Origin of the sequence: cf. Phormidesmis sp. LEGE 11477 (assembly GCF_015207105.1) — a bacterium.
Lineage (GTDB): Bacteria > Cyanobacteriota > Cyanobacteriia > Phormidesmidales > Phormidesmidaceae > Phormidesmis.
This window is the reverse complement of the sequence record NZ_JADEXO010000007.1, coordinates 67,756-90,591: the sequence shown is the minus strand read 5'-3', so window position 1 is coordinate 90,591 and position 22,836 is coordinate 67,756. Positions and strand designations below refer to the sequence as shown.

Annotated in this window: 19 protein-coding genes and 2 tRNA genes; 5 read left to right on the top strand and 16 right to left on the bottom strand. The window is 51.0% G+C overall.

The features are described 5' to 3' along the window. Window positions 1–54: 54 nt before the first annotated feature. The 3 genes from IQ256_RS03980 to IQ256_RS03970 all read right to left on the bottom strand — a co-directional run bounded on the left by IQ256_RS03980 (window position 55) and on the right by IQ256_RS03970 (window position 5,652). Window positions 55–2,049, bottom strand: a complete 1,995-nt coding sequence (locus tag IQ256_RS03980) for a DUF3054 domain-containing protein (protein WP_193854257.1) — start codon at window positions 2,047–2,049, stop codon at window positions 55–57. Window positions 2,050–2,332: 283 nt separating this feature from the next. Continuing rightward, window positions 2,333–3,811, bottom strand: a complete 1,479-nt coding sequence (locus IQ256_RS03975) for a pitrilysin family protein (RefSeq protein WP_193854256.1) — start codon at window positions 3,809–3,811, stop codon at window positions 2,333–2,335. A 35-nt stretch (window positions 3,812–3,846) separates the two neighbouring features. Further along, window positions 3,847–5,652, bottom strand: coding sequence for a pitrilysin family protein (locus IQ256_RS03970; protein ID WP_193854255.1), 1,806 nt, complete (start codon window positions 5,650–5,652; stop codon window positions 3,847–3,849). A 446-nt stretch (window positions 5,653–6,098) separates the two neighbouring features. Here IQ256_RS03970 and IQ256_RS03965 point away from each other — a divergent pair, with 446 nt between their 5' ends. Together IQ256_RS03965 and IQ256_RS03960 are read left to right on the top strand one after the other, a co-directional pair. Continuing rightward, entirely contained in the window at window positions 6,099–6,893 is a 795-nt protein-coding gene (locus IQ256_RS03965; protein WP_193854254.1) for an MlaE family lipid ABC transporter permease subunit, read from the top strand. Between the two features lie 37 nt (window positions 6,894–6,930). Next, window positions 6,931–7,326 carry a DUF3119 family protein gene (locus tag IQ256_RS03960; RefSeq protein ID WP_193854253.1) on the top strand — a complete coding sequence of 132 codons (396 nt, stop codon included), beginning with the start codon at window positions 6,931–6,933 and terminating at the stop codon, window positions 7,324–7,326. A 28-nt stretch (window positions 7,327–7,354) separates the two neighbouring features. Here IQ256_RS03960 and plsY read toward each other — a convergent pair whose 3' ends face one another. The 10 genes from plsY to IQ256_RS03910 form a co-directional block, all read right to left on the bottom strand. After that, window positions 7,355–8,011: a glycerol-3-phosphate 1-O-acyltransferase PlsY gene (gene plsY, locus IQ256_RS03955; protein WP_193854252.1), complete on the bottom strand. Its 657-nt coding sequence runs from the start codon at window positions 8,009–8,011 to the stop codon at window positions 7,355–7,357. Between the two features lie 41 nt (window positions 8,012–8,052). Further along, the gene (locus IQ256_RS03950; RefSeq protein WP_193854251.1) at window positions 8,053–9,144 is read right to left on the bottom strand and encodes a DUF3086 domain-containing protein; all 1,092 of its coding nucleotides are present in this window, start codon (window positions 9,142–9,144) and stop codon (window positions 8,053–8,055) included. 105 nt (window positions 9,145–9,249) lie between these two features. After that, complete coding sequence (proC, locus tag IQ256_RS03945) at window positions 9,250–10,095, bottom strand: pyrroline-5-carboxylate reductase (RefSeq protein WP_193854250.1); 846 nt, start codon at window positions 10,093–10,095, stop codon at window positions 9,250–9,252. 217 nt (window positions 10,096–10,312) lie between these two features. Continuing rightward, window positions 10,313–10,918, bottom strand: a complete 606-nt coding sequence (locus IQ256_RS03940) for a cell division protein SepF (RefSeq protein WP_193854249.1) — start codon at window positions 10,916–10,918, stop codon at window positions 10,313–10,315. Window positions 10,919–11,590: 672 nt separating this feature from the next. After that, the gene (locus IQ256_RS03935; RefSeq protein ID WP_193854248.1) at window positions 11,591–12,283 is read right to left on the bottom strand and encodes a YggS family pyridoxal phosphate-dependent enzyme; all 693 of its coding nucleotides are present in this window, start codon (window positions 12,281–12,283) and stop codon (window positions 11,591–11,593) included. 15 nt (window positions 12,284–12,298) lie between these two features. Further along, window positions 12,299–12,565 carry a transcriptional coactivator PipX gene (gene pipX, locus IQ256_RS03930; RefSeq protein ID WP_193854247.1) on the bottom strand — a complete coding sequence of 89 codons (267 nt, stop codon included), beginning with the start codon at window positions 12,563–12,565 and terminating at the stop codon, window positions 12,299–12,301. Window positions 12,566–12,801: 236 nt separating this feature from the next. Further along, window positions 12,802–14,337: an anthranilate synthase component I gene (locus IQ256_RS03925; protein WP_193854246.1), complete on the bottom strand. Its 1,536-nt coding sequence runs from the start codon at window positions 14,335–14,337 to the stop codon at window positions 12,802–12,804. Further along, the gene (locus IQ256_RS03920) at window positions 14,334–15,284 is read right to left on the bottom strand and encodes an energy-coupling factor transporter transmembrane protein EcfT (RefSeq protein ID WP_193854245.1); all 951 of its coding nucleotides are present in this window, start codon (window positions 15,282–15,284) and stop codon (window positions 14,334–14,336) included. The genes IQ256_RS03925 and IQ256_RS03920 overlap by 4 nt, the downstream gene beginning before the upstream one ends. 36 nt (window positions 15,285–15,320) lie before the next feature. Beyond that, a complete protein-coding gene (der, locus tag IQ256_RS03915; RefSeq protein WP_193854244.1) occupies window positions 15,321–16,721 on the bottom strand; it encodes a ribosome biogenesis GTPase Der in 1,401 nt (466 codons plus the stop codon). Between the two features lie 134 nt (window positions 16,722–16,855). Beyond that, window positions 16,856–17,566, bottom strand: coding sequence for a J domain-containing protein (locus IQ256_RS03910; RefSeq protein WP_193854243.1), 711 nt, complete (start codon window positions 17,564–17,566; stop codon window positions 16,856–16,858). Window positions 17,567–17,662: 96 nt separating this feature from the next. Here IQ256_RS03910 and IQ256_RS03905 point away from each other — a divergent pair. Continuing rightward, window positions 17,663–17,747 (top strand) — tRNA-Tyr (locus tag IQ256_RS03905). Window positions 17,748–17,763: 16 nt separating this feature from the next. Beyond that, window positions 17,764–17,835 (top strand) — tRNA-Thr (locus IQ256_RS03900). 91 nt (window positions 17,836–17,926) lie between these two features. On the opposite strand, the gene rpe is transcribed toward IQ256_RS03900, so the two are convergent. Then, complete coding sequence (gene rpe / locus IQ256_RS03895; RefSeq protein WP_193854242.1) at window positions 17,927–18,628, bottom strand: ribulose-phosphate 3-epimerase; 702 nt, start codon at window positions 18,626–18,628, stop codon at window positions 17,927–17,929. Window positions 18,629–18,880: 252 nt separating this feature from the next. Here rpe and IQ256_RS03890 point away from each other — a divergent pair, with 252 nt between their 5' ends. Continuing rightward, window positions 18,881–20,515, top strand: coding sequence for a S8 family serine peptidase (locus tag IQ256_RS03890; protein WP_193854241.1), 1,635 nt, complete (start codon window positions 18,881–18,883; stop codon window positions 20,513–20,515). Between the two features lie 20 nt (window positions 20,516–20,535). On the opposite strand, the gene stpA is transcribed toward IQ256_RS03890, so the two are convergent. Together stpA and minE are read right to left on the bottom strand one after the other, a co-directional pair. Then, window positions 20,536–21,843 (bottom strand): glucosylglycerol 3-phosphatase, encoded by a 1,308-nt coding sequence (gene stpA, locus IQ256_RS03885; protein WP_193854240.1) that lies wholly within the window; start codon window positions 21,841–21,843, stop codon window positions 20,536–20,538. 25 nt (window positions 21,844–21,868) lie between these two features. After that, window positions 21,869–22,774, bottom strand: coding sequence for a cell division topological specificity factor MinE (gene minE / locus IQ256_RS03880; protein ID WP_228024547.1), 906 nt, complete (start codon window positions 22,772–22,774; stop codon window positions 21,869–21,871). Window positions 22,775–22,836 lie beyond the last annotated feature (62 nt).

Below are 22,836 nucleotides of genomic sequence, written 5' to 3'. Positions count from 1 at the left end.
TGCCTTGTCCGAGGTGCCTTGTCCGAGGTGCCTTAGGCCAAACCTCTGTATGAACTAGACACGAGATACCAGTGCATTACCCTCCACCTTTTCTAGCATCTGCTGCTTTGCTTCAGCTAAGTCTTTTCCCTGTACATTAACCCGGTAGCGTAGAGGGGACAAATACACTTCAATACCTTTGTCTTTTAATTTTTCATCCAAGATATGAAGCGCTACTTCTGCGCTGTTCTCGGCGCTTTTCACAGTTGGTTTGGCTTCATGGGCGATCGCATCCAACATCCCTTCAAACCCCAAAAAAGCAATTCGATACATCAGCTCACGGCTGTACTTGCCATCAAAATAGCCCCCATGAACATTACATCGATTAGGACTTTTGCGCTGAGTCCCTATATGCAACATCAGCTCGACATAGTCCCAAAAGCTTAGGCTATGGCGACGGTGAGCCCTAGTCAGCAGGGCGACAGGTTGCTCGGAAGGTTGATAGGTTCCCTGGTGTTGGATGTTAAGACGAATGTCCTTATAGTCTGTGCAGTCAAAAAAGGTAAACAGGTCAGCTAAGCTAATCGTCTCGTCGTCTCGATCGAATAGGGTAGAGAGATTGGTATGAGGACGCTTTGGCGCACGGTTTCGATTGAACAAGCTTTGAATCAGGTAGGGTAGCGTTGGCGTACTACGGGTGACAAACAGACACTCCAAAACATTCATGCCATCATTGGCGATCGCCTTACCCAGATGTAGCGTTGGATCATAGCAATCTTCCAATGTCTTCAGGTTCACAATGCCACGCTCTTTGCCGTTCTCAATATCTGGGTTAGTCAGAGCCAAACTGCCTAACCTGTGTCCATGCACCTGTTCAGCGCTAGGGAAAAATATATAGTTAGCAATCGTTGAGGCCAGCCGCAGCACCAGATCCCCTTCGTTGCTAAAAAGATAGGCTTCCTCGAATCGACGCAGAGAAGACGCCAAGTTATTGGCCCGGTTCGACACGATAGAAAGAACCGGAATATCTGGTGAGGCCAGCACTAGGCGGCCTAAGCTGAGCGTTCTGCCGATCTCTGAAACAGGCGTTTGATCGACGGCTCTTTGGTCAAAGACGTTAGAAAGCACTCGTACAGCGTTGGTAATGACCAGGCTGCCCATGCTATGACCGATGAAATTAAGCTTAATTCGTTTAGAGAGTTCTGGGCGCTTCTCTTTTGCTATTTGGATCGCTTCAGACCGAGAGCGCGCTTCATGCTTGATATCTTCTATCCATATGTTGATTAGCTCTTTTTCAATCTGCCGCATCAGCTCGACTAAATCTGGCACCGCAAAGTTGATGGCCCGGTACACATCGCGGAAATATACAGACAGCCGTAGCAGTACTAAAGCAACAATCACGAATGCTAAAAAAGCAATGGCTGATGTAGCAACCCTAAAAAACAGAGGCAGCAAGACAGTTGCGAGCCAATTCGGTACGGCTTGTTGAAGGGCCTCAGCGGGCGCTGGCGACCACAGCAGTTTGATCAGTGCGTGGGTCGCAGGCCACATGACATAGTTGATCAAAATGACTAGGCATATGCCTAGCAAAAACAAGAAAATGCCTGGTAGCGCCTTAGCATTGGCAATAATCTTGTGCGAGAATCCTTCAGACGACCAGCGATAGCCAATATAGACTAAGTTTTTCTTTTGAGCGATTTCGCTATCTTCTCTAGAAATATATCGGTATATATTGTCACAGCGATTACAGGCATCCTTTAGAAGGGTGTTATAGCCATGGACAAAGACGATCAGCTCAGGTGATGACTCGATGTCAGGATCTGTTTGGATGCGATACAGATCGCGGGCGATCGCGCGGATTCCTTGACGAGCCTGTTCGGGCTTAGCCTTATCCTCGTATTCCTTTTTTTGCCAGCCGCTGACTCTATCGGTGTTTTCTGGCGCTGTGCTTCTAACGAAATAACCGGGAAAGCGATCGCCCCTAGAGGCTTGTTCTAGTGCCTCTTTGCGCTTAACCCTACTGACGCCATCTGAGAAGTATCTTTCAATGATATAGCGTGCAATCTTCATGCAAAGTTACGCTCCTCAAACGCTGATTTCTTTTATACCTTCGGCCACCGGCTGCTTTAGACCTATACGTCGGACGCTACGGCATTATGCCTGCGCGACTGAGCACAGTCGAACGTCAAAAACATACAGACAGCCTTAAAGAGATATCAGGTCTAAGCGCTCACTTGCTGCAACTTTCTAGAAAATCATACAAGAAAGACCTCAGTTTGTGATGGCTGAGGTCTTTCTTGCAGTGCTATTCCTAGAGGGCGGGGACTGTAAGTGAGGGACTGTAAATGAGGGACTATGCCGGGTTAGGAATAGTGATATCAATCGCTACGGGTTCTGTTCCCAAAGTTGCCAAATCTGGCACAATTTCCGCACTGTTGCCGACCACAATCGTAATCAACTTCTCTGGATCTAGATTGATCTGCGCTGCTTCTAATACGCTTGCCGCTGTTGCTTGTTCTACCCCGTCTCTAAACTGAAAGACAAAGTCAGTAGGATAATCGTAATACTCGTAGCGAATCAGCCGAGACAGCGTTTGGTTTGGCGTTTGAAAGTTAAAGACGAAGCTATTGAGTACAGAGTCTTTAGCAAAGGCTAGCTCAGTGTCTGTGATGGGTTCTTCGCGCACTTTTTCTAATTCTTGGTACATCGACTCAATGAAAGGCACCGTCGCTTCTGAGCGGGTCGATCCGCCGCCGATGAAGATGCCGTTATAGTCAAATCGAGGGCTCCAAAAGGCATACACGCTGTAGGCTAGTCCCTGCCGCGAGCGAATTTCGTTAAACAATCGGCCACCAAAGCCGTTGAGTACCTCGTTGAGCACTGCCATAGAGGGGTGATACGGGTTTCGCAATTCGCCACCGATATGACCGACATGAATGGTGCTTTGGGTGAGCTGTGGCTGATCGACGAAGAACAGTCCGGTTTCTTGCTGCTGACCTTCTGGGGGAGGAGCGATCGCATTGCTATCTCCGCTCTGCCAGTTTCCCAACGTTCGATCGATCAGTGCCTTCATCTGCGCCGGATCAAAATCGCCAACAATGCCCAAAATTGTATTCTCAGGTGCGAGCGTCCGCTCATAGAAATCGATGACATCGTCCCGGCTAATACTCTCCAAGTTGGCATACTCAACCATGCGCGCATACGGACTTTCGTCGCCGTAGATCAGCTTGCGAAACTCTCGCGAGGCGATGTCCCCTGGATCGTCGTTTCGACGAGAAATGCCCCCTTCTGTCCTTCCTTCTATTAGGGCTATTTGAGTCTCGTCGAAAGCAGGCTGCATAATTACATCTGCATACAGCTCAAACACATCTGCTAAATCTTCTGTCAAAGTAGAAAACCCAGCCGACCCAGAGGTACTACCGATGGAAGTCTCTACCGATGCGGCCCTTTGCTCTAGTAGCTGATTAAGCTCGTCGGGCGGATGGTTGACGGTCCCACCTAGGCGCATTGCTTCGCCAGTGATACCAGCCAGCCCTGTCTGCGCCGCAGGCTCTAGATAAGATCCTGTGCGAAACGTCGCTGAGCCGCTAACCAAAGGCAGGTCATGATCTTCCATCAAATAGACGACTAGCCCATTATCTAGCTCATAGCGCTCGAATTCTGGGATCTGAATTTCACCTAGAGGCGGAAATACTAGCGCTTCGTAAGGTTTGGGCTCTATGGCCTGAGCTGGCTTCGGCCAAGACAGTGTCAGCAGCACCACGCAAGTTGCCACTGCTAAAAATAATAAAGCGATGAAACGTTCGCGCGATCGCCTTGAGAATAAACCCATGAATTTCCTTAAATAACTTTCAAAAGCCTCTCTCATTACCAAAGCCCTCTAATAGGAGCCGCTGGCATGCGAGTCGCTGGCTCTTCAGCCGCAGCAGTGTCTTCGACAGCTACTTCAGGCGGCGCTTCAGGTTCCGTAGTCGATTGGGCAGCAGATTGGGCGCTATCTAACTCAGAGGTTTCCGCGTCCGGTGCAGATTCTGGCGGTGCGGATTCGGGTGGTGCAGATTCTGGCGGTGCAGATTCTGACGGCGCTGCTTCAGCCGATATCAATTTGCCCACAGTTCGATTGGTAGGCCGAAACGTCTGCCTTGCAACCCGCTGCACATCCGCCGCATCCACTGCTTCTATGAGCTGAAGCTCTTGAAACACACTGCGCCAGTCGCCTGTCTTGGCCTCGTATTCTGTCAACAGGCTAGCCATTCCCTGATTGGAATCGAGCTGCCGCAGCAGACCCGCCCGCGCCTGAGTTTTTACCCGATCTAGCGTCATCGTATCTACGGGCTCCTGCTTCAAGCGCTCTAGCTCGGCGTCTAACCCCACTGCTAGTTCTTCTACCGTATGATTCGGCGCAGTTAGTCCATAGAGCAGCATTACAGAAGACAGCTTATTTCCTGGGAAACCATTAGCACTACCGACATCTAGCGCAATCTGAGGCTCTACCAATGCTTTATAAAGCCTTGCCGTGCGGCCACCTGTCAAAATGCTGCTGATAATCGCATACACCACATGGTCAGGATCGTTGACTCCAGGTCGGTGATAGCCCTCTAAATACCAGGGCTGAGAAGCCAGTTCTAGCGTGAACGAGCGCGGCTCAGTCTGCTCGGGCTCATTAGCAACTAGCTCGGGTGGATCGACTCTAGACTCGTAGCGGCCAAAGTAGGCTTCGGCTAGCTGCTCTATCTGCGTAGGATCGACATCACCAACGACCGCCGCGATTAGATTGCTCGGACCATAATAGGTATCGAAGAATTCTCGAACGTCGGCGCGCGTTGCGATCCGTAAGTCTTCTTGATAGCCGATAACGGGACGACGATAAGGGCTCTCGCTATAGGCAACTTCTGAAAAGCGTTCGACCATCTGACCGATAGGAGAATTATCTACCCGGCTACGACGCTCTTCTAAAACCACCTCTTTCTCTTTGTAAAATTCTCTAAAGACCGGGTCTAAAAAGCGTTCGGACTCTAGCGAAAACCACAGCTCTATCTTATTAGAAGGCAGGCTGTAAAAATAGCGGGTAGCGTCTGCGGAGGTGGTTGCGTTTAGCCCGGTGCCACCTGCTTGCTCAATGATTTGACCAAACTCGTTTTGCTTTACATAGGTAGCGGCTTCTGCTTGTAGCTGGGTAAATTCCTCAGTGAGCTCAGCAACTTTTGCGGTGTCTCCGGTCGCTTCAGCCGCAATTAGCTGATCGAAAACGCTATCTAGCTGATCGAGTACGACTCTTTCGGCGGCGTAGTCGCGGGTGCCGACGCGAGTTGTTCCTTTAAAGGCAAGATGCTCTAGATAGTGGGCGATTCCTGTCTTGCCATCTTCTTCGTACGACGCCCCGACGTTGGCATACAGCATCACCGAAGCGACAGGGGCTTTATGCTGCTCTAGCACAATAAACTTCATGCCATTGGGCAATGTAAATTCGGTAACGGCTTCGGCAACGCCATCTAGGTAGGGCTGAATGGCGTTAGTTGCGGCTTCTGCCTGAGCTAGAAGAGGCGGCGATAAGCTAAATTTGACTGGGCCCGCTAGAGCCCGGAGAGGAAAGGCGCTAGAACTAAAGCAAATGATTAGCGCGATCGCAACTAGGCGAAGCCACACCGTACGGCATTGAACCCAAAAACCCATAGCACCTGAACGACTCTGTTGAAAAACACTGTTTACTAGCATAAGTTTTTTTGAAAAAATCAGAGGAGATATCGCAAATTCGCGAGATGCGTTTAGTCAGAGTGCTAAGTACTTAGCTTTTCATAACAAGGATTGTAACTTCCGATGATGATAGACAAGTGGGGATTGCTACAGCCCGAGCACAACAGACGCTGTAGCCACTGATAGGGATTGAGGCGAAGTACACGCTGTAGAAGGCGAAGTGACCTGTACATACCTTTTGGCTATATTTTTGGCTACCTTTTGGCTATATATAGAGAGTTTTGATACATCGACATACCTGACCAGAAAATGTAATAAGGTAGCGGTGATAGCTATACATCTAAACCCACTTCGTCAAAATCATTGGTCTTTATCCAAAGATCTTCATACAAAGGTGATTAGAACCGTCGCCCACCTCACAGCCTATGGCCCGCTCTCTTGTCCCACCGAATCTTGCGCTTTGGTTTCAGCGACTGCTCTCAGCTATCTTTCTAGGCGGGCAGGTCCTCATTCATGTCATTTCTAAACCTATTCACCGCCGCAATACCATAGAGCAAATGTCAGCCGTTGGCCCAGAGTCACTGCTGATTGCCCTGGTTACCTCTGTATTTGTCGGTATGGTTTTTACTATCCAGGTTACTCGCGAATTTATTACGTTCGGGGCGACTACGGCGATTGGTGGCGTGCTAGCGATTACGCTTTCTAGAGAGCTTGCGCCAGTTCTAACTGCAGTGGTTCTAGCGGGTAGAGTCGGTTCTGCCTTTGCCGCAGAGATCGGCACAATGAGAGTCACCGAGCAAATTGATGCATTGCAGATGCTAAGAAGTGACCCGGTAGATTATCTAGTCATTCCTCGGGTCATCGCCTGCGCGTTGATGGTGCCATTGCTGAATGTGCTAGCTATTATTACGGGTTTGTTAGGCGGCTTAGCCGTCGCAACGACGCTTTACAACATTCCCTTCGCCGTTTTTCTCAATTCGGCTCGCAACTTTCTGACTGTCTGGGATTTGGCCGCTTCTTTGATCAAGGCGCTGATCTTCGGCATATTGATTGCCGTCATTGGCTCTAGCTGGGGCTTGACCACGACAGGCGGCGCTAAAGGTGTAGGTCAATCAACCACAACGGCTGTCGTCACTTCACTGCTGGCTATCTTCATCAGCAATTTCTTTTTATCCTGGATGATGTTCCAGGGGATGGGCGCGGCCTTCGTTGGCAACTAAACTGATAAAAGCTCCTTACGTTCAGGAATGTTTGCCAGTGACTAGTACGCCTACCGGACCCAGCGCCAGCATCACCACAACTTTAGCGCCTAGCTACAAACTGCCAATTACCATGGTGTTGCTCTCTTTACCGCTGTTGTTTATACAACTGGCTGTTGGTATTGTTTGGGCGCTGTTTAGCCTATTTTTGCTGTACCAGACCACCGCGATTCGGCTCACTTTTACATCTGTAGCGCTAGAGGTCAGCCGCAACGACAACTTGCTCAAAACCTTCCCCTACGCTGACTGGGAAAGCTGGAAAATCTTCTGGCCCGCCGTTCCTATTCTGTTCTATTTCAAAGAGATCAACAGTATCCACTTCGTCCCTGTACTGTATGATCCGCAGCAGCTGAGAGAACAGTTGGAGCGCCACAGTTCTGAGCGTGCGGTCTAAGATGTACTTGCTCGAAATGTGCTGTTCGCTAGCTGCCAAAGGTCTTAGGCTCTGTGCCTTCTAGCAATCGTATGATGTTGCTACGATGGCGCAGTACGACATACAGACCACCTGCGATCGCCAGCCAGATGTAGGCAACCGGCTGACGGGTCAACCACATAAACACCACAGCCGACATCGCCGCTGCAATCGAGCCTACCGACACCGTTCGCGAAATTCCTAGCGCCACGCCAAACACCGAAGCAACGCTAAGGCCCACTGGCCAAGTCAGCGCCAACAGCACGCCCAATCCAGTCGCAGCCGATTTTCCCCCCGTGAAGCCCAACCAGACCGACTTGCTGTGACCCAGCACAGCCAGCGCCGCCGCTAAGACACAGGCCCAGGCTGCGGCCTGATCGGAAAGGGTTCCTCGCAGCGCTGACCCGGCCAGTCCAGAATCGGTCACCAGCCAGCGCATTAGCCAGACCGCCATTATCCCTTTCAATAGATCGATAGCTAGCGCCGTAATGCCGGCCCCCTTGCCCATAACTCGAAAGACATTAGTCGCCCCCGTGTTGCCCGAACCGTGCTCGCGAATATCAATTCCTCCAAGCGCTTTAGCCAACAGAAAACCTGTTGGAATAGAGCCCAAGAGATAGGCCATCAGCAAAGCCAGCAAAAGTAGCGCGATTGTCAAACCAGGCATAACACTTCGCCCAGGCATAGGCGTAAAATTATCAACAGTCGTTAGTAATAGTCGTAGTCAGTCGTTGGATTAGCCGGGTCAGGCGCAAATCCAAGCCAGAGGGGATATTGCAACAAAGACAGGCTGACTTCGCGCTCTGCCTCATCCATGATTAGAAAAGGCAGCCTGCCATTATCCATCAGTCGCTCGGCTCGCTGGGCCATCGATTCGGCGGATTCAAACAGCATCACCCCCCGATTTGTGCCAAAGTCGGCGCGGGCAATCCCTAGACAGTCTTGCAGCCAGCGTCGCCACTCGCCTAGACGTTCAGGCGTTGTAGCTAGCACCAGTACGCACAGCCGGCGGTCATACAGCGTATACAGACAGGAAATCGCTGCCGAAGCCACCAGCACATTTTGCAAACGGCTAGTCATGCTCTTGACTGCGCCGCGTCCGCCCTGGGTAAAAAACCAGTTGGCAGTCCGCTCAGCGTGAATGGGCTCAAAGGTTCGCCTTAGCTGCCATGGTGGGCCGTAATAGTCAGGGCGAGTACGGTATTGGTCTAGCAGGCTGTGAATGCGATCGCGTTGCTCAGCAAACCGCTGCGCCGCTAATGGAATGATGCTGCCTTCCTGCTCCGTCGCTGGTACAGTCGCTGAAGCCACTTCGCGACTAGGCGCAGGTGGCTCCACTACAGGCTGAGCCACCAAGTTGACCTGCTCAGCTGCCGTCGCCAGATCTTGCAAACTACCGATTAAGTAATCCTTAAAGCCTTGAACTCGAATCGCGATATCTTGAGACGAGCCAGCAAAGCTAGAGCGCATCTCTTCTTCTAACCTAGTCTTTCGTCGCTCTAGCTGCTCGATTTCACGCTGGAGAGCGCCTCGCTGCTGTTCTAGCTCTCGCAGCCCCTGACGGACCATCTGGTTGATATCGGCCTGAGTCCTTGCCTGAGTACTAGATAGTTGAGGGTTTGATAGCTGGGAGCCTGGTCCTAGATCTCCAGAAGCCATGCTGCTGCGACTGCTGCGATCAGAGCGCCTAAGACCTAGCGGCGCGGCTGAAGGCGAAACCGATTGGTCTGAATCAGACGCCTGAGAAGCACCGCCGATATTTTCGGTATCTTCGTAGGGAGTAGTGTCTTCTGGGGGCACGGTCTTAGGCCAATTATCTTTACGCTTTCGAACTGGGTGCTGCTGCTAACAGTCTAGATTTGGTGCTCTCTATCTAAGCTAGCTCTTTTTCCTCGACTGCATTTTCTAGCTAGGTGGCTTTCCGTTCGCAGGTCTGCCTAGCTCACGCGATCGCGAACTCGCCGTGCGTACCGACTCAATCAAAGCCGATCGCAACCCTAGCTCTTCTAAGCAGGCAATGCCCGCAATCGTCGTTCCCCCTGGACTAGTCACCCGATCTTTTAATTCTGCCGGATGCATTCCCGTTTTTTGGAGCAGCTCGGCTGTGCCCAATACGGTTTGCAGCGCTAGCTGATTGGCAATTGCCCGTGGCAGACCAGAGGCGACTCCGCCGTCTGCTAGCGCCTCAATGACGATCGCCACATAGCCAGGTCCAGAGCCAGATAGTCCAGTGACCGCGTCTAGCATGCCTTCTGGCACCTTGACCACCTGGCCCATCGCCGCGAAGATTTTCTGGGCCAGCGCGCCATGTTCAGCCAGCGTCCTGGTTCCTAGTGCGATCGCGGTCATACCACTACCCACTGTCGCAGGCGTGTTTGGCATCGCCCGCACCACTGGCCAACCAGCCATCACCGACTCTAGCTTGGACAGCGGTACTCCAGCTAAAATCGAAAGAACCAAAGGCGGAGTCTCACAGCGCACACCTTGAAAGTCCTTGGCAACAATGTCAAAAACTTGTGGCTTGATAGCAAGCAATACGACCTCGCTAGCTTCAAGCACTTCTCTATTGCTATCTGTTGTCTTAATTGAATACTGCTCAAAGAGCACCTGACGGCGCTTAGGCGCAGGCTCACTCAGCATCACTTCTTCAGCGGCATACAGACCCTGACCAAGAAGGCGGGATAACAGAGCTTCGCCCATTACCCCGCCGCCAATAATGCCAAGTCTTACAGACAAGAACACAGCCCTCATCAAATTTCATCCATAGCATACCGCGAATAGTCACTACATCAAGAGAAGTCAGCCTATTGATGACAGCGCCTTATCAGCACCCTAAAGATAAATCTGATACAGACCTTTTGCTTTGTCAGTTCGTGCCAGCGTGCTCTGGTCAGCTTCTTCGTTGCTAAGCCGACCAGTAGGCAGTCCTAAATCCCGTCGGCTCGCAGAAGGGATTGGCTTAATAGCACTAAGCCATCCGAGCGATCTGCTCAGTAGCCCATGCTGGTGTCGGTGCAGCCTGGCTAGGGCCGTTCACAGGCTCTTGGTCGATAAAGCCATCTTCACTTTCGCTCGGCATGCTGACCTGTACACAGTTAGGCGTGAATAGAAAGATGCTCTCACCGATTCGCTCTTGATGGCCATCCATGGCGTAGGTACCCCCCGCGACAAAGTCAACGGCCCGTTGCGCTTGATCAGGATCCATGATGGTCAAATTGAGCACGACAGACTTACGCTCGCGCAGCGCCTGAATAGCCTGTGGCATCTCTTCAAAAGTGCGTGGCTCCATCACCATCACTTCAGACATTCCATTCATTGCACCAGGCATACCAATCACGTTATTCATTGACACCATTCCAGATTCAGTAGATAGAACTCTTTCACGAATACGACGGCGGGCGGGGCGCTCCGCTTCCTCAATAGGCATTGGGGGCACGAGGGCTTCAGGCTCAGTATTTTCTTCTTCGTAGAGGCTCTGGTACTCATCGCCTTCTACTTCTTCATACTCATATTCATAATCTGCTGGATCATTCAATCCAACAAAATCTTTGATCTTTCCAAATAGACCACTCATTAACTTTCGCTCCAACACGACATTGACAACCTGGCATGACCCTACGCGGCAATTAAGTCATTAAAAGCGCTGCATAGAATTGTGTCAATAAAACTAGGGCCTTTCTGAATAGAGTCCCCTCTTCGCAGCAGGATGTAGTCTAACAATGGCTGACAATTAATAATTATCAATCTGTAGCCTGCTAGCTGGCCACTAGAGTCAGCTAGCAAAAGACCGCTGTGAGCGAGAGGGCATTCGTAAGTAACAGAAGTTCTGGTATGTAGCCAAACATAGTCAGCAAAGTTGAGCTGATGTGATTTCTAGGAATAAAGTCCAAGACTTTTGGCTGATTTGACTGGCTTATAGGCTTTGCTAGGCGCTACTGCTACATCTGCATGCTCAGTAGTGCTAGGAGTTACCGGAATTGGCTACCTTAGTTTTCTAGAACACTCATAATTTAGAGTCATCAGCATTACGCCACGGTTTCTAAGATATGTCAAGAGTTTTTTGTGCTTTTTTTTTACTTCCTCTGTGAATGTAAGAAGAGGGCAGATAAAGTGCTAGGGGCTACAAAAAAGGTTTGGGGATCATATAGTAATTCGCTGATGCATTATTTGCGTTCTATGCAGCCAGGACTTACAGCTAGGACTACAGCTTCTAGATACGGCTTGAGCTAAGTGCAGACCGTTACAACTATCGCGGCCCAAATAGCCCGCTGCCGATCCGTACCATAGTGGCACCTGCTGCGATCGCCTGCTCAAAATCTCCAGACATTCCCATTGAGAGCTGATCCATTGTCATATTTACTGGCGATCGCCTAGCAATTTCTTGTGCTAGCGTTGTGCCCCTTTCAAAGATCTCGCGAACTTCTGACGCTTTGAGTCCATACGGCGGAATCACCATCAGCCCGCGAATATCAATCGCTGATAGCCGATCCAAATCGGCCAGCGCCGACATCAGCGTGTCTACTTCAAATCCAGTTTTGGCAGGATCTGGGACGAGTTTGACCTGAAGGCAGCAGCTAGGCCGCTTACCCAGTATCTTAGCCTGCCGATCGAGCCGCGCTGCCAGCTTTAGACTGTCTACTGAATGAATCCAATCAAAATTTTCTACAACCTTCAGCGCCTTATTCGACTGGATATGACCGATGAAGTGCCAAATAACATCCGTGAGACTTCCTAACTCGGCCTGTTTAGGTAGCGCCTCTTGCACTTTGTTTTCCGCGAATTCCCTCAGGCCAGCGTCGTAGGCTTGTTGAACAATGTCAGATGAAAAAGTTTTGGTGACACCGATCAGCCGTACGGAAGGGGGAATTCGCTGGCGAATATCAGCTAATCGAGTAGACAATTCATGGTTTGCGCCCGACTGAGACAACCCAAAGGACATGTTCAAAAAGCTTGTTCAAAAAGCCTGCTTGTAAGTTTTTTGCAACTGTTCGTATTCTGCCTGATGACCCGTGCGACGAATCAGCCGTAGCCGCTGCTCTATTAGCTGCTTTGACTCGACGCGGCCAATCGGCTCAAACGATAGTCCACTAGCGTCGTTTCTAACGATAAAAAACAGCCGATGTGCATATAGCGTCGCGAATAGCTCTTGGCCCTCACCCACCAAGCAAACTCTAAACAATAAACCAAAGTTCGGATGGTTCAGATAGTTTTCAGTACTCATTCGAGCTTCGGGAGATAGTGAGAACAAAGCAATGTTGAAATCGAGTCTTAGGGTTGTCTCTATACTGCCCGAGAGTGTCTCGTCTGTAGGCAGCTAATTACATAGCTGTATTTATGTCTGTCTGGAGTTTACAGCGTTTTTTCCGCAATTTCGAAGAAATTAGGCAGAAATAGCAACCGACGGCTGTAATCGTACATGGCCATTAGCATGCAATTCTTTGGCGATCGAAATGGCGGCTACAGTCCTAGAGCCAGCAGCTGAGCTTTGGCCTTTTGCAAGGATTCAAACCACTCTTTTTCAGGCTCGCTATCTGCTACGATGCCAGCGCCGACTTGTCCCCAGACGGTCGTTAAGCTATCTGAATCATCGGTGCTATCTGAGCTTGCTAGCAGCAGCGTTCGGATCAAGATATTCAAATCCAATCGTCCTCGCCGATCTAAATATCCACAGGAGCCATAGAAAAGGCTACGTCTAACAGGTTCTAGCGCTTCAATGATCTCCATACAGCGCACCTTTGGGCAGCCGGTAATGGTGCCGCCCGGAAATAGCGCCGCAATCAGCTGGGCTATTGAGCACTCAGGCGTTAGGTATCCGACGACGTTGCTTACCAGATGCATTACATGACTATAGCGTTCTATAGTCATCAGCTCTTCTACCTGAACCGACCCCCATTGACACACGCGGCCTAGGTCGTTCCGCTCTAGATCAACTAGCATGATGTGTTCGGCCTGTTCTTTGCGATCGCCCCGTAGCTGCTTCGCATAGTCCTCGTCTTCCTGTCGATGCGCTCCGCGAGGCCGGGTGCCCGCAATCGGTCTAGTCTGAGCTCTGCCGTCTTCTACCTGTACTAGTCTTTCAGGAGAGCAACTTACCACTGCGCCCCACGGCGTATGCCAATAGCTAGCAAAAGGGGAAGGGTTAATTGTATGCAGCGCCCGATATACGCTCCAGCTATCGGCGGTGGTCTGCGCCTGAAACCGTAAGGAGTGATTGACTTGAAAAACATCACCCGCTTTAATATGAGCCTTTGCTTTGGTTACGGCTGCCTCAAACGCTGCTTTTTGAGTTCCCAGTCTGAGACTTTTTGTTTTGTGACTGTTCTGCGCTAGGTCTTCCCGATCTTGGTCTATGTTTCTTGGGTCTGTGTCTTCTTGATCTATTGCGTGTTCTTTATCTTCTTCCTTATATATACAGAGAAGTTTTGTACTGAGACCAGAAAGCTGACTGATACTTTCTGCGGCGAGCCACACCTGCTGCAGTTGATGATCGATCACAGCAAACTCACTCGGTTCGTACCAAAAAGCAACTGGAAAGGGCAGGTTGTCTTCTTTGAGCCACGGTAGGTGCTCGATTTCCCAGGCTAAATCGTAGCCTAGCCAGCCCAGCCAGCCGCCGGTAAAAGGCAGATATTTAGGCAGGGCATCTTCTTTACCACCATTTTCAAAAAGGACAGTGGCGCGAGGCGGATCTACCGTACTCAACTGCTCTAAAAAAGGAACGATATGACCAACTGAGGGTGTCCAAAGCTGAAGCTGCTGATCTACTGTGCGAGGCGTGCCGCCACAGATTGAGTAGCGGGCGATCACACTTGCCTCGCTAGGGCCAGACTCAGACGGCAGCAGATAGGGACTTTCTAACAGAGTCGCAATCCCAGCAGTGCCCGCCTTGGTGGTATTAGACTGAAAGAGGGCAGCGAAAATATCCGAGCCCGTCCTTTCTTCTAGCGGCAAAGAGCGCCAGTAGTATACAGAGCAAGGAGATAGTCCTCTCAAGCGACGCCTCCATACGCTAGCCGACTCCACCAAAAAAGTCCTAGTCCGCTCAGCACTATCCAGTCGCGCCAGCTCAAGCGCATCTGGTGCCAAATTACCCGGTGTGTGTTTGGGCTAGTGAAGCCGCGAACCTGCATTGCGCTAGAAATTTGTTCTGCGCGCAGCAATAAATTTTGAATCAGGCGTTCGGCTACCATTAACCAAATTTGCAGCGCCCCGCGAATGCCTAGCTTTTGCCACTTGATCGCTCTTGTTCGAATAGAGCGTACTAGGTTCTGCACTTCTTCTAAAACTAGCGGAATAAACCGCAGAGCCAGTGTCAAGGTGAGAGCAATTTCAGTGACGGGTAGCTTAAAAAATCGCAGAGGCTGCATTAACAGCTCAAAGGCTTCTGTGATCTCTTCTGGGGCAGTGGTCAACAGAAATAAAGTGGTGGAGTAGAGCAAGGTAAATAGTAAGGTGCTGATCTTAATCGCGATTCGACGCGATCGCTGCGTGATCTGAATTGAGAAGTTGAAAGGCGGCAGGCGGGTGAGCTGCCAGTCTAGAAGATTGTATCGATAGCCAGCTGTAGGCGGCACCTCTGGTAGCAAATCGGGGGCCGTTAGCGACTCTGGCCAAGCCTGTATCATCTGCTCGGTGGGCAGTCTAGGCTGCTGAGACACAGCAATGCCGTCGGGCATAATCAGCAGCAGGCCCGTGACTAGTGCGCCGACTAGCAGCAGCCATCCCATCTGCTGACGCCAAACGCGCAGAGGGATTTTGGCGCTGATGGTCAGCAATACCAAAAAAACCACAATGGCAACTCGGCAAGCTGAGTTAGCCAAAATCGGCGCTAGCAGTATACTCAGCAGCCAAGCCGCTTTGACTCTAGGATCGATTCTGTGTAGCCAAGTAACTGGCTGTTCTAGATACAGACCGATGGGGAGCGATCGCAATAAATCCATTCAGCGCTCTTACTAGTTCAACTCCTTTAGACAGCCTCAGCCCAGGTAGCGAACCTTCGTCGCCCGGTTCGGCCCACTGCTAGAACTGTGGCCACGCTCGACATCGCGTATGCTCTTACCTCGCCACAGCAGTCGGATCGGCGTGCCATCATAGCCTAGGTTCTGGCGAAACTGCTTTTCGATATAGCGACGATAGCTTTCACCAAACAGCTTGGGATCGTTGACGAATAGGGCAAAAGAAGGCGGCTGCGATCGCACCTGCGTCCCATAGTAAATCCGGCCCTGTCGCCCCTGCCGCGTGGTCGGTGGCGTATGCCAGCTCACCGCATCTTCTAAAACTTCATTGACCACAGACGTAGTCACCCGGCGACGATGCTCACTGACGGCCATATCGACCGCGTCCAAAATTTTCGGCAGGCGCTGTCCGGTTAATGCACTCACGTACAGTCGCTTCGCCCAGCCCAGAAAGTGAATCTTGGCCTCAATCTTCTTATCAAACTCGTAGATAGTATGCGAATCCTTATCGATCGCATCCCATTTGTTCACCACGATCACGCAGGCCCGGCCTTCTTCTTCTATTCGACCCGCTAATTTTTGGTCTTGCTCGGTCACGCCATCTAACGCATCGATCACCAGCAGCACTACATCTGATCGCTTAATCGCCTTAAACGCCCGGTTGATGCCAAAGTATTCTGGGCCAAAATCTACGTTCTTCTTCTTACGGATGCCGGCTGTATCGATTAGTCGATAGCGCTTTTGATCGTCGCCTTCGCCGCGAGTTACCACCATGTCAATCGCATCGCGCGTGGTGCCAGAAATGGGGCTAACGATCGATCGTTTCTCGCCGACAAAGGCATTGAGAATACTAGACTTGCCGACATTAGGACGTCCGACGATGGCCACTCGGTATTCGTCTACCGTTTCAATCTCGTCAGTCGGCGGCAGGTGTTCTACTAGCGCATCGAGCAGTTCTCCGGTGCCGCTACCGTGAATCGCTGAAACTGCGTAGGGCTCGCCCAAGCCTAATTCCCAAAACTGAGCGGCCTGAATGATGCCTTCGTCAGGTGATTCACATTTGTTGACAGCCAGTACGACTGGGATGTTTTGCGATCGCATCCAAGAAGCAATCTCCTGATCGCCTTCTGTAGGGCCAATCTGACCATCGACGACAAACAGCGCTGCTGCTGCCTCACTCAGCGCAGTCATCGCCTGCTCACGGATGTAGGGCAAAAATTCAGTATCGTCGTCAAACACCAGTCCGCCCGTGTCCACCGCTAAGAATTCGCGATCTTTCCAAAATGCCGGTTGATAAGTGCGATCGCGCGTGACGCCGGGCTGGTCGAACACAATCGACTGCCGCCCGCCCGCGAACCGATTCACCAGCATAGACTTGCCCACATTAGGGCGACCAATAATTGCGACGACAGGAAGAGCCATGATAGGAAAGGCCCAACAGCGGCCCGACAATACAAGCAATCATTGTAGCAACTCCCCCTGACTTTCATAGCCGGGTTTCGACTACGCTCAACCCTCAGGTGCCGATCCCTCCCGGTGACTGAGCGTAGTCGAAGTCACAACACCGCCTTGATCTCCGCCTTGGCATCCTTACGCAGCCCAGTCGAGATCCGAAATAACTCCTGTCCTGTATGCAGATAGTGCTCGTCGTAGGTGTAGGTGAATCGCTCTATCTCTTCTATCCCATCTTCTAGCTGATTCAGGCAGTAGTACATATTCGCCGCGCCCCCAGCCACACCTGCTGGGTTGGGCATCGACTTAAACAATGTCTGCGCCTTCTCCAGATTCTCTCGGCAAGCTTCTACGTAGCTTTGAAACGCTGCCATTAGCTCATCGTCGAAAGGGTCGGCAGAGAGCGATCGCACTTCCGCTTTCAACGGCTGGATAATCTTGCCAACTAGCCGATCGATCGGATTAAAAACTTTGCGAAGCCACTGCTCGATCGTCGTTGAATCAACCGTCCGACTTTTTCGCTTACGGTACTGATTTTGAGAGTCCACAGTTCTAGACGTTCGCTCTCGCTGCTTTGTCTTTGCTAGCAGTTGCCGTTCTACATCGTATTGCTGCCGCGCACTAACATCACCTAGCACTTCGTAGGCAGCGTTCACCGACGCAATCTTCTCGTGGTTGGCTCCCTGGTTTTGACTGTCAGGATGAAACTGCTTAGCGAGCTGACGATACGCCTGCTTCACCTGGGTCTGACTTGCCCCCTCAGCAATACCTAGGGTTTTGTAATGGTTAATGTTGACGCGCGTCTGATTTTCCATAGGCGTATTTTAACCCGATAGGCCAATCTCGGTCTCTAGAATGACTCGTGAATCGGGCGCGTCGTATGATACATTTTATAGGCTGCAAATGCGCGAGGGTCAGTGCCCGAGTGGTTAATGGGGGTGGACTGTAAATCCACTAGCTATGCTTACGCTGGTTCGAATCCAGCCTGGCCCACCATCTCGCCGTAGCCTTTGCCCATGTGGCTCAGTGGTAGAGCACACCCTTGGTAAGGGTGAGGTCACGAGTTCAATCCTCGTCATGGGCTTTATCAAAAAAACTGAAAAAGACCTGCTTCTCTATGTCGAGGGCAGGTCTTTTTTGCGTGCTCTTTATCAGAGTTTCCTAGCTGGCGCTACTTAAACAGCGGCTAGCTCAGGGCGGCGGCTGTTACGAATGCTTTCAATAGCGTTGGCATAGTCATCCGCTTTGAATACCGCAGAGCCCGCAACAATAGCGTTAGCGCCTGCTTCGATGACTTGCCAAGTGTTATGGCTCTTCAGACCGCCGTCTACTTCGATCCAGGGATCGAGGCCGCGCTCATCGCACATCGCACGTAGCTTTTGGACTTTGGCAACCATTCCCGGAATAAAGCTCTGACCGCCGAAGCCAGGATTGACACTCATGATCAAAATCAGATCGCACAGCTCTAGGCTGTACTCGATCATGTCTAAGCTAGTTCCAGGGTTCAAAACGACGCCAGCCTGCTTGCCTAGCTCCTTGATTTGACCGAGCGTTCTGTGTAGGTGAGGAGAAGCGTTGTGCTCACAGTGAACGGAAATGATATCTGCGCCTGCTTTGGCAAAATCTTCTACGTACTTCTCGGGTTCAACGATCATTAGGTGAACGTCAAGAGGCTTTTCTGTATGAGGGCGAACCGCATCTACAATCATCGGCCCAATGGTGATATTAGGCACAAAGCGACCGTCCATGACATCAACATGAATCCAATCTGCACCTGCTTTGTCAACTGCGCGGATCTCTTCACCTAGACGACCGAAATCAGCAGACAAAATCGATGGTGAAATAACAACGGATTTATCAGATTGAGTTCTTGCCATAGGGAGGAGCCTCCTAAGAAATGAATGTTTGATATAGATGAGGATCTATATTTGGTTGTAGCTATTGTAACAAAATATTTCGCTGGCTCGACAGTTTGAGTCAATAGCTTAACATTTGTCGATTTTGCCGGTTGGGGGGTGGGCGATCGCAGCTTCAAGCTTACGCCACCAAAACCTGCATTTCTACTGAGCATAATCCAAAGCGTTACCTTCAAATTAAGCTAGAGTTGCTCTGTAGCAATCTGGCACGATATGGCCTCGGATAAAGTAGCAAATTCGACCGATTATCCTAAGCGTGGCTTGGGTTCACGGCTTAGCGGCTTGGGGTTAAGCTTAGGCGCTTTAGCTATCGGTGTTCCAGCTTTGGCTCTGTCTTCATCGGTGGGCAGTGATGGGATCGACGCTCGCCGCTTGCAGGCCGAGCCCTATAACCTGACAGGTCGCAAGATCGCGATTGGGCAAGTAGAAATTGGTCGGCCTAGTCAGTTCGGCATCGACAAGATTGCTGTCGAAAATTCGATTGTGCGCGTGGGCAGAGTATTTGAATTAGATGGGCCTGCGATTCCAGATGAATCGGTCGATGGCCACGCAGCTAACGTTGCCAGCGTGATGATTAGCCAAGATAAAACCTTCAAGGGCGTTGCGCCTAACGCGGTGCTCTACTCTGATGCGATTGGCAACCTGACAGAATTTATTGGTCAAAACGAAGAATGCCTCGCCTCCCAGCACATTGCTTTGCAAAACAGCGGCGATGTCCGGGCGATGAACTTCAGCTTTGGCGAACCTCTTAGCCGTGATCCTAGGCCCGGCGCAATGCTAGATGGCAACGCCCTCCTCACCCAGTGTATCGACTGGTCTTCTCGCGTCCACAAGCTGCTGTACGTAATCGCAGGTAACCAGGGACGCGGCGGCATTCCTATCCCTACCGACAACTTCAACGGTATCAATGTTGCCTACTCCCGGCGAATCGATGGCCGCTTCGTTCGGCTGGACCGGGCCAATCTCACCAGCGAACCCGCCGCTAGCGCTACGAGAGGGCCAGATATAGAGACAAACGTAGGGCTTCGTCGGTCGATTAATCTGGTCGCGCCAGGCCGAGAGATCGAGATGTTTGATCCTGACGGTCAGCGAACGGTCAGTAGCGGCACCAGCTTTGCTGCGCCTCATGTCGTAGCGACTATTGCGCTGCTGCAAGAGTTTGGCGATCGCCAGTTTCGCGCTGGTGCTGAGCACTGGAGCCTAGATTCTAGAGAACCGCTCGTGATGAAATCGGTCATCCTTAATGCTGCCGACAAGCTGCAAGATCCTGGCGATGGCTCGCTGCTTGGCATGGCTCGCACCCTGCTCGACGAAGGCGGCAAAGATTGGACCGAGTCTGATGCCTACACCGATCAGACCATTCCCCTTCACGTTGAGCTAGGCACCGGTCATCTCAATGCCTTTAGAGCCTATGAGCAGCTAGCAGGTGGCCAATGGCAGCCCGGAGAATCCGTTCCTGAAAAAGGCTGGAGCTACAGCGCTTTGGCCGAAGCAGGCGGCATAGAAGACTACATATTTGAGCAACCGCTCAAGGGCGGCAGCTATCTCAACGCTACGCTTAGCTGGGAGCGGATAGTAGAGCTGAACTCTACCGACGAATATTTCGACGTGGGAGAAAGCTTTACAGGACAGCCTGTTAGCAACCTAGACCTCTATCTCCTACCTGCGGACACTGATAATCTTGATGAAAGTGTTTGGTCTTCAGTCAGCGATGAAGACAGCCTAGAGCATATCTTTATTCCTATCCCAGAAACAGGACGCTACAAGCTTAGAGTGATCCAGAAGGAAACTGTGCTTGAAGAAGCGCAGCCTTACGCTCTAGCCTGGTGGGCACAGACTGCCGACTAACCTCACTCTGCCGACTAACCTCACTGCTGACTACCCCCCCATGCTAACTGGCCCCGGCTATCTGCCGCAGTCTCAAACATCTGACAGTATTCCGCTGGGCCGCCCGGAAAGACTACGTTGATCGCTAGCGGATCACGCTCGTCTTTAGGATCGCCAATACCGTCCAACACGGTGGGATTACCTTGGTCATCGGTGCCTAGCTTGAGGGGTCGACGATTACGTAGCTCACCGCCGCTGCTGTCGACAAATACTCTCAGGGTTGGTGTGTTGGTGGCTTGGCCAATATTTTGGATGAGCTGCAAGAAGTTGCGATCGCTCCCACCTCTTTTAAACGTCAGCTTGCTGTTCTGTTCTACGGCCTGACTAGTCACGGTATCGCCCACGCCCACAATCGCTGGCATCAGCGAGAAATCAAAGTTTTGAACGACTAGCTCAAGCATGTCACCTAGCGATCGCGGTGCCTGCCTAGCGTTAAAATCCACCCCTAGCGGATAGTGTCCAGTATGCACAAAGAAATAGTGATTTAGCAGCGACAGTACCCCAGCTTCTTTGACAGCGCCACGCAGCATAAACTGAAAGTCAGTCGTACCTGCCATCTGGGCATCGGCAAACCAGACCACCTCATGAACAAATCCATCGCGGCCCAAATTAGGTGCGTAGTGGACAAAGAACTGATCGGTGAGCCCAGCGGCTTCTGCTTCTTGCAGCAGTTCTTCCATAAGGGTAACTACATGCTGCTGAAGCTGAACAAACCGACTAATATCTTCACTAGAAGCCTTATCCAAATCGCCTACTATCGTCTGGTAAAGGGAATTGAGATTGGCTGTGGGCGAGGCGACATTATCTAAAACCGACGCCTTTACGAGCTGAGTCCGCTCAGCGTCTGAGAAAGAATGCTGAGCCTTTAGAAAATCATCTAGCGTCCGCTCGATGCGCTCAGCCACCTCCGTCAAAAAATCTAACTCAGCTTGACCAACGCCCGGATGGCTGACCTGTCCACTGCGATCTTGCCACTGTACACCGCCCGCTGCTAGTCCTGGCAAATAAAGCTTTTGAGATCGAGCAACGGCTGCGCCGCCGACAGCGCTTTCAATGATGGTTTGTAGCCCGCGCTGACCGATATGCTCACCATTGGTCAGTACAAAAAAATGCTCATCGAACCGGGCTGCTGCCTTCAGATAGGGTTTGCTGATGGTTCGAGTCAGCGGATCGTTCACCAAAGGCATGCAGACGCCGTCTAAGTCTTGGATGATCAGCAAGTTCTCTGTCTTGCCTAGGTAATCTGCTAAAGCCGCGTGATCTAAAGAGACTTTCTGGTGATGTAGCATCGATTTTGCGCCGTTTGGCCGACCGCTATGTAGTTTCTGTGCTCACCTTACCAATAGTTTCGACCGATGATTCTGGAATTGACATATCTGGAACTTCAATCGGGGGCTCTACCGCTATGTCACTTTCTGGAGGTTCGCTATTCTCATCAGAAAAATCACTCTCTAAATTGCCTAGTTCCGCCTCAATCACATCTGAGCTGTTGAGATCTGGCTCATCAAGCTTTGATTCATCTAGTTCTGAATCGCCAAGACCTGGTTCATCTAGCTCTGACTTATCTAGCTCTGACTTATTGAGGGCTAGCTCGTCTAGATCCGAATCACCTATATCTAAATCATTGTTCGAGTTATCTAAGTCTGAATTCTCTGGACTCAGACTGCCTAGATCTGAATCCTCTAGATCTGAATCCTCTAGATCTGAATCCTCTAGATCTGAATCCTCTAGATCTGAATTCTCTAGATCCAGATCGCCTGGTTCGGAGCGATCGATATCTAGCGGTTCGTCGAGCGAAATAGAATCGTCGTCTTCGGCTTCGAGTCTTTGCAGCTTAGCCTTAGCAATTTCTGCGTTCATGGCCATAATCTCGCCTTGAGAAGCAAGCTCTATCTCACTAGCTTCTGCCTCCGGCGCGATCGGTTCGTCTGCCCCACGGTTCAAAGGGCGAATACGACGAATAGGTAAGTTAGCCGTCAGCGCTGTCATCCGCTGATCGGTGCCAAGCGAAAACTCTAGTGAGTCAAAATCAATCTCTACATAGCGAGAAACCACAGCAATGATTTCCTGGCGCATCATCTCTAGCGTCTGAGGATCTATTGCGAGGCGATCGTGAGCTAGCACGACCCTGAGTCTTCTTTTGACATCATCACGGCTGTGCGGATCTGCAGGTGGGCCAAAGAGTTTTTCTAGTAGATCGCTGATGATAGGAATTGCCATAAGAGTGTCACCATGATGTCGATGCCAAAATAAGGATGGCCGATCTAAGCTAACGTTTGCCG